The sequence below is a fragment of the Pectobacterium odoriferum genome, assembly GCF_009931295.1.
GTDB classification, from domain to species: domain Bacteria; phylum Pseudomonadota; class Gammaproteobacteria; order Enterobacterales; family Enterobacteriaceae; genus Pectobacterium; species Pectobacterium odoriferum.
Genome location: NZ_CP034938.1, coordinates 3,809,757 through 3,822,393, shown reverse-complemented (window position 1 = coordinate 3,822,393; position 12,637 = coordinate 3,809,757). Strand labels below are relative to the sequence as shown.

The window sequence follows — 12,637 nt, the reverse complement described above, 5'->3', positions numbered from 1 at the left end:
CGCGTTGATGGAAATCTACGATTGGTTGGGGGTATCTGTGGGGGTATTCGCTGTTCGGTCTAGAGGAGATACCCCCAGATGAAACTCAATGCCAGACAGGTAGAGACTGCCAAGCCCAAAGATAAGCCCTACAAGATGGCTGATGGCGGTGGTTTGTATTTATTAGTCAAAACCAATGGCTCACGCTACTGGCGTTTAAAGTATCGTATCGATGGAAAGGAAAAGTTATTGGCGCTGGGGGTATATCCCGATGTGTCCTTGGCTGATGCCAGAGCAAAACGTGATGAAGCTCGAAAGGGTATCGCTGGGGGTATTGATCCATTAGAAGTTAAAAAAGAACAAAAAATTGAGCGTGAAGCTCAGGTAAAAAACACCTTTCAGGAAATTGCGCTCGAATGGCATAGCATGAAAGTGAAGAAATGGTCTGCGGGGTATGCCTCTGACATTCTCGAAGCCTTCAACAAAGATGTCTTCCCGTTCATTGGTCAACGTCCTATTGCAGACATTAAGCCGCTGGAACTGCTAAACGTGCTGAAAAAGATGGAAGACAGGGGAGCAACCGAAAAAGCCAAGAAAGTGCGTCAACGCTGTGGTGAAGTGTTTCGCTACGCCATCGTGACAGGCAGGGCTGAGTATAACCCCGCACCAGATCTCACCAGTGCCATGCAGGGGCATGAGTCTACACATTACCCATTCCTGACCATTGAAGAGCTTCCTGCTTTCTTTAAAGCCCTTGCTGGCTATTCTGGTAGTGAGTTGGTGGTGTTAGCCGCCTGGTTAATGATCATTACTGGTGTTCGAACGGGGGAATTACGCGGGGCGTTATGGTCTGAAATCGATACTGATAAAGCGCTATGGGAAATTTCTGCTGAACGTATGAAAATGCGCCGTCCTCATATTGTTCCGTTATCCGTTCAGGCATTGGAAATTATTGAAAAAATCAGGGCAATGACGGGTAATTTCCCTCTATTGTTCCCCGGTCGTAATGATCCAAGTAAAACGATGAGCGAAGCCAGTATCAATCAAGTGTTCAAGCGAATTGGCTATACCGGCCGCGTTACGGGGCATGGATTCCGTCATACCATGAGCACCATTCTTCATGAACAGGGCTATAACACCGCGTGGATTGAAACCCAATTGGCGCATGTTGATAAGAATGCTATCCGTGGCACCTACAACCATGCGCAATATCTCGATGGCAGACGGGAAATGCTGCAATGGTATGCCGATTATATGGATAGCCTTGAGAACGGTGGCATTGTGGTTCATGGGATTTTTAATCGGAGAGTGGGAAATAATAAATAAAATAGGAGTTACTTTGGTTGGTCATAACCGTTTATTCATGTTCATATTAGTTTACACCGGTTTATCAATTTGGTGTTATTCTTTATTTATATGAATTGAACGAGATGAATTAATTTATATTTATTTTGCGATGTTAAATTGGAATTGATAACGGAATTATTCTGAAAATGTAAAATTTATCTGTGATAGTTGATTTATTCTTTACGAAATATTTTACATATTATAAAGGAAGTCTTTATTTAAAGGGCTTGTAGCGGTTTTTATAGGTATCAGGTGTGCATAATTTTATGCACACCTGATACCTAAATGTAAATTATTTAGGCTGGTTCAGACCGAATTAGAGTGATTAAATTAATTTTTAACGATTATTATTTTGTAAACTATACTCTCAATTTTTTAATATATGTGACACCGATACTTTTTTGTAAAGTATTTCATGAGTTTTTTAATAAAAACAAAATTACGAGCCATTTAATTAATCACTATTCAATGAATATATTAGATGTAAGTATAATATTCCACTGTAAATGTATTTTTACATATCACTTGGTTTTTAATTTAATGGTGATATTTATACGTTGTCAGGATGACAATATTAATCATTTTTGAATGCAAGGATGCATAGTTATGAAAAAAATAAATATGAGTTTAATGGAAAGGTCTCTTCTGTTGCTGGACAGGTTCGTTGATAAGCTCGATGAGTCGGGCTTTTCAGAAGCAGAAATCACCGAGCAGTCTTATCTTTTTTGTGCCGGATTTTATATTAAATACCAGCAGGACATAGAGAATCTGACATTTTCAAACCGAGAAGTGGTGCTGAGCTTTTTACTTCTCTCTTACTACTGCCATATCGAGAAAATCAGTGATGATTTGATTGATAAAGCCCGTCTGAATAAAGTCTTTCTCTCTATCATCAGTTTCATCATCAACAACGGTGGAAGAACCGAGCGAATCTACGTGCATGAGAAAAAGAAGTATGACGCCAACAAGCTGATAAGGGCTTCAACGAACGTTAAGAGAAGTGGTTGCCGGATGTGATATTACTTAATGTAAAAGGTATCACTTAGGCGATACCTTTTATTATATAATTACTACTCTCCATAAAAAACTGTTATCCATAAATAATGGTTTTGTGTGTTTTAAAACCTTATCTGAGAGAGTATTATACCCATGCAACAGAGACTACGGCTCCGAACCGTAGAATGGAATTTCTTTGTATGGAGGCATAATGTCCAATCTTATTTATCTTAGCGTTACCGGGGGAAAACAGGGACTGATATCAGCAGGATGTTCATCTCTGGACTCTATTGGCAACAAGTATCAATCGGCACATGAGAATGAAATTTTTGTTTATGAGTTGGTGAACAACATTAGTCGGGAAGAGAATATTTCAATGCTTCCTGTAGAAATCAGAAAACCAATTGATAAAGCCACACCATTGTTCGCTCAGGCAATCAACGATAAGGAAAAGCTGGAGTGCATTTTTTCGTTCTACCGAACGGCGCAGTCTGGTGGAAATGAACTTTATTTTAGGATGAAGCTTCGGGATGCTCTTATCAGCAATATACGCTTTTTCTACCCTAATTCACTGACACATAATGAAGTTCAGCCACAGGAAAGCGTATCATTCAAGTTTGCTTCTATTGAATGGGAGCATGTTATTGCAAGAACAAGCGCTTACATGCTTTGGCAGAATGTAGCCTACTAAGATTATATTAAAGGCTGAATTATTTTCGGCCTGATTTTTTTGAAAAAAACTTTATGTCTACATAAACGATAATAACAATCGAAAGAATAGTCAGCTTACCCCAATGGTCAGGGATGAATTCGTAGAATAAAATCCCCAAAACAATCATTAATGCCATCGTGGTATAGGTGTTAATAAACTCTTTAACGGCATAAGAAATTATTTTTTTTAAGCTCATTTTTTTAAAATTCCGTTTATTGCTTCTGTGATATCGATTTTGTCATAGGGATTTTTGGGCACGTAGGGAGACAGGCGCTCTTCAAATACGAAGTATAACATCTCGACCTGCATAGCATAGAGAGACCAATATAGCTCCGGACATACGTCATGCAGATGTCGTGCAGACATTGCCGCCTTCTGAACTTTCCCATGAAATGTGAGAGCACTCATCCCTATTAGCGAGTATTTATTAATCGTTCTGCGAATGGATAGTGAAAAATTCAGCGAAGTTGCAATATGCTTTGCAAGCAGATAAGCGACTGACATTTTTATTGCCCGGCTTGTTGCGAACTCTGATGCGACTGATACGCCTAATATGGCTTTAGCTATTAATTCCTGCTCTCTTTCTTCGGTATCTTTTAAAAGTATTTTAAGATACGCTATTAGCATATCTATTATTACATCTTTTCTCTTGTATATTTGTTTAATAGCCAGATACATTCGTTCATTTTCAGATTTTAGTTGCTGGCAGTCAGAATTATATTTCTCTATGAAACAGGATGAATACCATGTTGCTCTTTCTATACCACTATATAAATCATCACCAATTTTTATTGTATTATCCTTGATTTTATCTGCCATACTGTCCAAATGAGTGGCGAGAACTCTGTCAGAATCCATTTTGTATTTTAAATATTCTGATAGTTGCATATTACATCCATTTTATTAGGCTGTTCCTCTCCCTTTATGTGGGTAGTTTACCCGAATAACTGAGGATATTTCAATATTTTTACTTGACTGGTAATTTGCATTCTATTAATTACAGTATGAAAGTATTGTTTTTTGAGAGAATACGACAATATATCCTTATATAAATAAAATTTAGTGATTGTCGGATGTGATGAAAAAAGCCCGTAGCGGTGAAACTACGGGCTGATGCTTTCCCTGATGTTGCTTATGACTTATAGGTTATTTCGACGGCGAGACTTTCCACTTGCCTTCAAATTTAAAGAACTTGAGCTCCATGGTTGATGTTCTTTCACCCAAAAACGGGATCTTCGCATTGTATTCGACTGTGCATCTGTAACCACCGTCACTGTCTTTGTCTTTACAGGCGATTTTCTTGGCTGAATTGAAAACGACTCTTGCTGATTCGGACGGTGCGCCTTTGTTCATTTCTTCAGTAAAAGACTGCATTGCTTTAGATACGTCAGCATCTGATGGTTCGCTGTCACAGCCGGTGAGAAAAAAGGACAGCACCAGTAATAAACCTAAGGATAATTTTTTATTCATCATGGCTCTCGTTTTGAGGATTGATCCTACCCAACAATCGTAGACACGTGACTAAGTGAGTAAACTCAGTAACAGAGGAAACTCACATGACAAAATCAGCATCAACCAGCAAAAAGCCACGTAAACAATACACACCTGAATTTCGCCAGGAAGCCCTGAAACTTGCCGAACGTATCGGCGTTCCCGCGGCCGCCCGTCAACTCTGTGTATATGAATCCCAGCTCTATAACTGGCGAACCAAACTGCAACAGCAGCTCACGTCATCCGAACGTGAAAATGAGCTCGCCACCGAAAACGCCCGCCTCAAACGGCAACTGGCTGAACAGGCAGAAGAGCTGGCCATCCTCCAAAAGGCCGCGGCATACTTCGCGAAGCGCCTGAAATGAAGTATGTCTTTATCGAAAAACATCAGGCCGAGTTCAGCATCAAGGCGATGTGCCGCGTGCTGAGGGGTGCTCGCAGTAGCTGGTATGTCTGGCTTACCCGGCGTCATCTGAGCTCGTCACGACAGCAGTTCCGAGTGTGCTGTGATGAGGCGATTCGTGAGGCTTTTTTTAAAGCAAAACAGTATTATGGCGCACCACGTCTGGCTGATGAGTTACCGATGTACAACGTAAAAACCATCGCGTCCAGTCTGCGGCGTCAGGGGGTACGGGCAAAAGCATCGCGAAAATATCGTCCGGTGAATTACCGTGAGCATCACCTTCCGGTATCAGAAAATCGGTTACAGCAGGATTTTAGTGCCAGTGGTCCGAATCAGAAGTGGGCCGGCGATATCACCTACTTACGAACCGATGAAGGCTGGCTGTATTTGGCGGTGGTTATCGATTTATGGTCACGGGCGGTTATCGGCTGGTCAATGTCATCGCGGATGACGGCCCAACTGGCCTGCGATGCCCTTCAGATGGCGCTGTGGCGGAGAAAACACCCCAAGCAGGTTATCGTGCATACAGACAGAGGGAGCCAGTATTGCTCAGGGGATTATCAGGGATTACTGAAGCGGCATAAGTTGCGCGGCAGCATGAGTGCTAAAGGGTGCTGCTACGATAACGCGTGTGTGGAAAGCTTCTTTCATTCACTGAAAATGGAATGCATCCACGGAGAACGGTTTAGTGACTGGGAAATAATGAGAGCAACGGTGTTTAATTATATCGAGTGCGATTACAATCGCTGGCGTCGCCATGTAGTAGCCCCCATTTAAACCGGACACTTCATCAATAAGACATAGGCATAGACCTATGTTTAAGGAGTGTCTTGTGCAAAGAATCGAAGTGATCACTGGCGAGCAGAAGCGACGCCGTTATACTGCCGAAGAAAAATCCCGTTTTGTTGCGCTGTCCATGCAACCCGGCTATTCCGTTTCTCTGGTTGCCCGGCAATATGGCATTACACCCAGTCTGCTTTTTAAATGGAAACGACTTATGAACGAAGGTGGCCAATCTGCGATCGCTGCTGGCGATGACGTTGTCAGTGTTGCTGAAGTTAAGGCACTGGAAAAAAAGGTAAAACAGCTTGAGCAGATGCTGGGACGTAAAACAATGGAAGCCGAAATCCTCCGCGATGCGCTGGAGATAGCGCAGTCAAAAAAGTTGATATCGCGCATGCCATTGCTGCCACCGGACGATATCCCCTAATCCGGATAACACAGGTACTGCAGGTATCACGCTCTAATCTTTATGAACGCCTGAGTGGGCAGCGACTGCCCCGTATGGCGCGTTACAGCAAAGAAGCGGATGAGGAATTATTGCCATCAATCAGACAGATATGCAGCCAGCGCTCGACAAATGGCTATCGCAGGGTCACCGCACATCTGAATCGCAGGTTAAAGGAAGACGGTCGCCGGGTAAATCCAAAGCGGATATACCGGATCATGAAACACCATAACCTGCTGCTGGCAAAATCGGGTCATGAGAAAAAACACCGCAACCATATCGGTAGTGTGATCACACTGAAACCGGATACCCGGTGGTGCTCTGACGGCTTTGAAATCCGCTGCTGGAACCGTGAAGTGGTACGAGTGGTGTTCAGCCTGGACTGCTGTGACCGAGAGGTTATCGGCTGGAGTGCCACCACAGGGGGTATCAGCAGTGTAATGGTACAGGATCTGCTGACAGAAAGTCTGGAGAAGCGGTTCGGTAACGCACTGATGGTCCCACATGCAGTAGAATGGCTGACTGATAACGGCAGTTGCTACATAGCCGATGCCACGCGTACGTTCGCCAGTTCACTGGGGTTCATCGCGTGTACCACCCCAGTACGTAGCCCGGAAAGCAACGGCATGGCAGAATCGTTCGTCAAGACGTTCAAGCGGGATTACGTCTACGTAAATGACCTGCCGGATGCAGTATCAGTGATGGAAAAAATGGCAGAATGGATGGAGGACTATAATAACCTGCATCCGCACAAGGGGCTGAATATGAAATCCCCACGCGAATATCGCGATGCCATGTTAGCTGTTAATTAGCCGTGTCCGTTTTAGTAGGGGCAACTCCACGCCACAGTGCCTGTGGCGGTCTCAGCCCGGAACAATTTGAAAACCAGAATCTCGCTTAGGACTGTGTCCACTTTACGTGGGTAAGATCAGATCGGGCTCAACTATCTTGTTGTGCGACATACCTATCATCAAGGTGATGAGTAACTCGTCACCTGTTCACCAACTCATTACCCTTTAATCTATTGATTAATAAAAATAAAAAACCTTGGTGAAGAGGGTGAGCAGTTTTTTGAAAAATCTTTTTATTGGGGATGTTAGAGAATACTTTTCTCAAAAATATCGGCTAATGGCCGAGTATTACCATTGTATCCTGCCACGTTAGCCGCTAACCATTCCTGAACGCCGATCTTTTCAAAAGAGACACCATAGCCACAATTGATAATTATATGCTCGAACAATAAACGCTGAGAACGTCCATTACCTTCCCGAAACGGATGAACCACATTTAAATCTGAATAATATTCAGCTAACTGAGTGATTAGAGCCGGACGCTCAAGGCCTTGTAAAAAATCATCATTGGAGAGCTGCGTAAAAACTTTATTGGCTTCAATTGCAATGCGGGATACGGTGCAAAAACGTGTCTGACCTTTAGAAATATCGATACGCCGTATTTCTCCTGCCCAATCGAATAAATACCCGAATATTTTCCCGTGCAAATCACACCAATAATGTAGATCGTAGGGAGGCTCTTCAAATTCAATATCGAGAACGGCCAGTTCGGATAGCTGACGCTCTGCATCATCGAATTGACTGTCATCATTGATGCCGAGCTTATTTATCAGAACATCGCTATCGGGGTAGGTATAAGGATCTTGCCCTGAGCCGTATTTATCAGACATAGCCACCCGCTTTATACATAGCAATCAGATTTTTTCTCAGCGCATCTCTTTCCTGCTTGTCAGCGGGAAGCGGAGTATCCTCAACGCTAAACCCTTCAAGACGCATACTGTCCCGATAGTTTTTGAGTTTCACCTGATTGTAGTAATCACGCTTTTCTTCCAACGTCACCATGCGCGAGGATCGCGTTTTGTTTGGCAATGCTTTTGTGGTGATTTTACGATGTTGTTTGAATATCAATAGATCGGTATTTTTCAGTTTCTCGATCAGCCGTTCCCCGTCGCCAAACACGCCCCATGACGCGATAGACAAGGCTTGCCGCTTGCCATTTTTTACTCGCGTAATGCTGATATCCATCGTTGACTGGAGCGTGTTTAACACGTCCTGTACTTTTCTTTCAGAGATACCCGTAGCGGTGACGATAGATTGCGTATTAGGAGAATCCTCTTGTACCAGAGCTGCGAGTACCGCCATTTCATAACGCATGTGCCTTCACCTTTAATCCGCATATATATGCGATAAAGAGTACCACAATTACGACCTAGACGTATCTTACCTGCATGGGTGATGAGTGACCCGTCACCTGTTCACTTACTGTTAACCGCTTAACTCGCTAAAAATAAAGATAAAAAATGAAAGGTTAAGAGGGTGAACAGTTTTTCGAAAAATCATTTTATTGGGCGGTATTGTGTATATTACACAGCGAAGTTTTGCGTTTGCTTTTTGGGGCTCAAGCGCTGATGTGTATAGGTATGTGTATAAATGAAATTTACATAACAAAAAATAATCAATAAAAACAATGTCATGATGTGACTGGTTCGACTCCTATTATCGCGGTGCTGATCAAGTACAAGCTGGGCAGCTTCGAGGCGAAACTCGGGGCTAAAATTGCGTCTGTTATGTCCGGCCATAATGTCACCTGTTTTGACTATGAGGTGATGATATCACCTCTATTCAGGTGGCCAAATTCACTATGCTATATATGGACGTCCCGTGTTGTGCAAGCACTGAGTTGATACGGTTTGCTGCCATATATCCGGCGTCATTACTGGGTTAAACAATCCGCGCCATGATGTCATCCGCATCCTGTTTCCTTATCACTACACCGGTATGTCACTACCTCGGCACACTTCAGGCTATTACAGGGTCGGTTTACCGTTTTCTCATCAGTATTTGCACACTCAGGAGGAATACTATTCCCCGGATACAACGACGGTTAGTTCATAGCGAAAGCCCTGTTGATGTTAAAACTTGTAGGTTCTGTCAATAATCGCCAGACAATGCGTGTCATCTTATTGGCCAGCGCAACCGTGGCTTTCATTTTGCCTCTTCGTTCAGTAAGCCGTTTCAGCCACACACCCAGTGCGTCATCGCGTTTATGAGCCCAGTGCACTACAGACCGCGCACCATGAATGATCAATGTCCGGAGGTCACGATTACCGTTTTTGGTCATCGAAGAAAGGCTGCTTTTGCCTCCTGAACTGTGTTGCCTGGGGACCAGACCACACCAGGCAGATAATTGCCGTGCGTTAGTAAACTGCCCTGTGTTCACTTCACTCAGAAAGGCTGCTGCAATAAGTGGACTGATACCCGGTATTGTCATCAGTACTTTGTATTTGGGTTGTTGCTGGCAAAGAGCCGCAAGACTGTGTTCTACAAAAAGAATACGTTCATTAAGTGAATGTATATTTTCGAGCAACGAGAACAGTAATTGGCGGAGCACGGGAGAAATTAACTGCTCTGCATCTTCAATAATGTCGGGCAGTCGTTGCTGTAAAATATGAATCCCGACAGGGATCTCGACACCCTGTTCTGCCGCCAGTGACCGAGCCTGATTTGCCAGCGCAGTACGCTGTTCTACTATCAACTGACGGGCTGCTCTGAGAGCCTTAATATCCTGTTGTTCAACTGTTTTTATAGCTACGAAATGAATGCCCAGGCGAAGAGCTGTCTCACAAATAGCCAGCGCATCGTTGGCATCGTTTTTCTGGTGATGTGTTAATGCTTTTACGTGTTGAGTGGGGATCAGTTGGATCTGAAAGCCGATTGACTGAAAAGTGCGACCCCAGTAATGGGAAGTAGCGCAAGCCTCCATTGCAATCATTGAACCGGCAGGAAATTGACGAATGGTATCCAGCAATTTAGCCCGGGAAACCTTACGGTTAGATGCAATACTCCCGTCACTCATCCAGACGCAAACCTGAAAGACAGATTTAGCCAGATCGATACCGATAACTTTTATCTTGTTCATGATGCGGTACCTCTGTGAATAAGATCGCTCAGCATAAGTATGGCAGGACTTACACAGAGGGAGGGGCGTCCATAACATCACTACAGGGACTTATACGTACCGAGCCATGAAAGGACCACTAGCGACGTTTGGATAGAGGGAAATAATTTAGCTACAGAAGCGATACAGCGACATTAAACAGACGATCCGTAGTGATACCAAATACCTCGAACAGTTGTTCTGCAGGTGCAGACTCACCGAAGGTGGTCATGCCGACGATGGCGCCGTTCAGGCCCACATATTTGAACCAGTAGTCTGCAATACCGGCTTCCACAGCAACACGTGCGGAAACGGCTTTCGGCAGTACGGATTCACGGTAAGTGGCATCCTGCTTACCGGCAGTATCTTCGTTGATCGCTTTAGAACCGGACCACAGGGTCAGGTTGCTTGGTGCCAGGTCAGCGGAACCGCCGAGGAATTCAGGCAACAGCGGACCAAATGCTTCGATCGCATTCTGAGATGCTTTACGGCTGGCGATTTTGGACGGGTTAGCCTGCAGCTTAGCAATAAACTCGTTCGCTTTCGCATCGAAGTCAGACGGCATTTCGCCCTTCATGCGACGGGTGAATTCAGCAGCTTCCTGCGGGAAGGCTTTCGCGTAAGCGGCGAATTTCTCGTTCCATGCGGATTCTTTCGCCTGGCCTGCTTCTTTCGCATCCCACTGCGCGTAGATTTCAGACGGGATTTCGAACGGCGCGTATTTCCAGCCCAGTTGCTCACGGGTCAGTGCAATTTCTGCATCGCCCAGCGGCGCACCGTGGGAGTCGTGAGTACCCGCTTTGTTCGGGGAACCGAAACCGATGATGGTTTTGCACATCAGCATGGACGGTTTGTCGGTCACGGCCCGCGCTTCTTCTACTGCGCGTTTAATCGCTTCCGCATCATGACCATCAACACCACGTACCACGTGCCAGCCGTAGGTTTCGAAACGTTTAGCAGTATCGTCAGTGAACCAGCCTTCAACATGACCATCAATAGAGATGCCGTTGTCATCGTAGAACGCAACCAGTTTACCCAGTTTCAGCGTACCGGCCAGGGAACATACCTCGTGAGAGATACCTTCCATCATGCAGCCATCACCCATGAAGGCGTAAGTGAAGTGGTCAACGATGTCGTGGCCCGGACGGTTGAACTGCGCTGCCAGCGTTTTTTCTGCGATAGCCATACCGACTGCGTTAGCAATACCCTGCCCCAGCGGACCCGTGGTGGTTTCAACACCTGCGGTGTAACCCACTTCCGGGTGGCCTGGGGTTTTGGAATGCAACTGACGGAAGTTCTGCAGCTCAGACATCGGCAGGTCATAGCCGGTGAGGTGCAGCAGGCTGTAAATCAGCATGGAGCCGTGGCCGTTAGACAGCACGAAGCGGTCACGGTCAGCCCAGGCCGGGTTCTGCGGGGTGTGGTTCAGGAAATCACGCCACAGGACTTCGGCAATGTCAGCCATACCCATTGGGGCACCCGGATGGCCGGATTTGGCTTTCTGTACTGCGTCCATACTCAGCGCACGAATAGCGTTGGCAAGGGTTTTTCTGTCTGACATGACGTGTTTCCTCAGAGGTAGGGAGTCAGGAACTGTTCCAGTCTGGCAAGATCAGCGGCAAAGAGTCGGATACCTTCAGCGAGTTTTTCTACCGCCATGGCGTCCTGATTGTGCAGCCAGAGAAATTCTTGCTCGGTCATGGCATCAGGCGCTGGCTCACCCGTGGCGCGGGCATTCAGCAGCAGTGAAACCGGCTCGTGGCTATTACTCAGTTCCGTGAGAAGCGGCGGGGAGATCGTCAGTCTGTCGCAACCCGCCAGAGCAAGAATCTGCTCTGTGCGGCGGAAGCTCGCCCCCATAACAATGGTGTTGTAGCCGTAGTGTTTGTAGTAACTGAAGATCGTGCGCACCGAAGCAACACCCTGATCCCCCGCCACGTCATACTCTGCTGGCGCCCCATGAGCCTGATACCAGTCGTAAATACGCCCGACAAAAGGCGAGATCAGGAAGACGCCCGCTTCTGCACACGCCCGGGCCTGAGCAAAGGAGAAGATCAGTGTCAGATTGCACTGGATCCCCTCTTTTTCCAGCACTTCGGCCGCTTTTATGCCTTGCCAGGTCGCGGCAATTTTGATGAGTACGCGCGCTTTATCGACGCCATTTTCTTTATACAGTCGGATAAGTTCATGCGCTTTTTTGACCGTTCCTGGCGTGTCGAACGACAAACGAGCATCCACCTCAGTGGAAATACGGCCTGGAATGATTTTGAGGATCTCGGCGCCAATATCCACCGATAATTTATCAATGGTCAGTTCCAGGACCCGGGAATTATCCGCGGCATGCTGCTTTGCATACATCACTGCGTTATGCAGCAATGTCTCGTACTGGGGAAGTTGCGCAGATTTATAGATCAGTGACGGATTCGTTGTCGCATCCTCAGGCGAGAAACATCGGATAGCCTCAATATCGCCGGTGTCCGCCACAAGGGTTGTAAACTGTTTCAATTGCTCAAGTGCGCTTTTCATAGGTGTA

General features: G+C 45.6%; 12 protein-coding genes. 5 read left to right on the top strand and 7 right to left on the bottom strand.

Annotated elements, in window-relative coordinates; translation table 11 throughout:
* Positions 1–78 precede the first annotated feature (78 nt).
* The 3 genes from EO763_RS17295 to EO763_RS17285 all read left to right on the top strand — a co-directional run bounded on the left by EO763_RS17295 (position 79) and on the right by EO763_RS17285 (position 3,013).
* Positions 79–1,305 carry a tyrosine-type recombinase/integrase gene (locus EO763_RS17295; RefSeq protein WP_161529694.1) on the top strand — a complete coding sequence of 409 codons (1,227 nt, stop codon included), beginning with the start codon at positions 79–81 and terminating at the stop codon, positions 1,303–1,305.
* Positions 1,306–1,932: 627 nt separating this feature from the next.
* On the top strand, positions 1,933–2,343 hold the full coding sequence (locus tag EO763_RS17290) for a hypothetical protein (RefSeq protein ID WP_161529693.1): 411 nt from the start codon (positions 1,933–1,935) through the stop codon (positions 2,341–2,343).
* A 190-nt stretch (positions 2,344–2,533) separates the two neighbouring features.
* Entirely contained in the window at positions 2,534–3,013 is a 480-nt protein-coding gene (locus EO763_RS17285) for an Hcp family type VI secretion system effector (RefSeq protein ID WP_161529692.1), read from the top strand.
* A gap of 213 nt (positions 3,014–3,226) precedes the next feature.
* Here the strand turns inward: EO763_RS17285 and EO763_RS17280 are convergent, their stop codons facing one another.
* Together EO763_RS17280 and EO763_RS17275 are read right to left on the bottom strand one after the other, a co-directional pair.
* Positions 3,227–3,922, bottom strand: a complete 696-nt coding sequence (locus EO763_RS17280; RefSeq protein ID WP_161529691.1) for a hypothetical protein — start codon at positions 3,920–3,922, stop codon at positions 3,227–3,229.
* 258 nt (positions 3,923–4,180) lie between these two features.
* Positions 4,181–4,507, bottom strand: coding sequence for a hypothetical protein (locus EO763_RS17275; RefSeq protein ID WP_228287737.1), 327 nt, complete (start codon positions 4,505–4,507; stop codon positions 4,181–4,183).
* A gap of 83 nt (positions 4,508–4,590) precedes the next feature.
* Here EO763_RS17275 and EO763_RS17265 point away from each other — a divergent pair.
* A protein-coding gene (locus EO763_RS17265) for an IS3 family transposase (protein ID WP_167521848.1) occupies positions 4,591–5,705 on the top strand; the annotation gives its coding sequence in 2 pieces (ribosomal slippage) (positions 4,591–4,852 and positions 4,852–5,705; 1,116 coding nt in all).
* A 37-nt stretch (positions 5,706–5,742) separates the two neighbouring features.
* Positions 5,743–6,968 (top strand): IS3 family transposase gene (locus EO763_RS17260; protein ID WP_244322017.1). Its coding sequence is split into 2 segments (ribosomal slippage): positions 5,743–6,088 and positions 6,088–6,968, totalling 1,227 coding nucleotides; the frame shifts between segments, so codons are not numbered across the junction.
* A 284-nt stretch (positions 6,969–7,252) separates the two neighbouring features.
* On the opposite strand, the gene EO763_RS17255 is transcribed toward EO763_RS17260, so the two are convergent.
* The 5 genes from EO763_RS17255 to tal form a co-directional block, all read right to left on the bottom strand.
* Complete coding sequence (locus tag EO763_RS17255) at positions 7,253–7,837, bottom strand: Fic/DOC family protein (RefSeq protein ID WP_161529687.1); 585 nt, start codon at positions 7,835–7,837, stop codon at positions 7,253–7,255.
* Positions 7,830–8,321 carry a YhfG family protein gene (locus EO763_RS17250; protein WP_161529686.1) on the bottom strand — a complete coding sequence of 164 codons (492 nt, stop codon included), beginning with the start codon at positions 8,319–8,321 and terminating at the stop codon, positions 7,830–7,832. The genes EO763_RS17255 and EO763_RS17250 overlap by 8 nt, the downstream gene beginning before the upstream one ends.
* 730 nt (positions 8,322–9,051) lie before the next feature.
* On the bottom strand, positions 9,052–10,086 hold the full coding sequence (locus EO763_RS17240; RefSeq protein WP_161529685.1) for an IS110 family RNA-guided transposase: 1,035 nt from the start codon (positions 10,084–10,086) through the stop codon (positions 9,052–9,054).
* Between the two features lie 151 nt (positions 10,087–10,237).
* The gene (locus EO763_RS17235; RefSeq protein ID WP_161529684.1) at positions 10,238–11,665 is read right to left on the bottom strand and encodes a transketolase family protein; all 1,428 of its coding nucleotides are present in this window, start codon (positions 11,663–11,665) and stop codon (positions 10,238–10,240) included.
* Positions 11,666–11,676: 11 nt separating this feature from the next.
* Positions 11,677–12,630 carry a transaldolase gene (gene tal / locus EO763_RS17230; protein ID WP_161529683.1) on the bottom strand — a complete coding sequence of 318 codons (954 nt, stop codon included), beginning with the start codon at positions 12,628–12,630 and terminating at the stop codon, positions 11,677–11,679.
* Between the last annotated feature and the right edge of the window lie 7 nt (positions 12,631–12,637).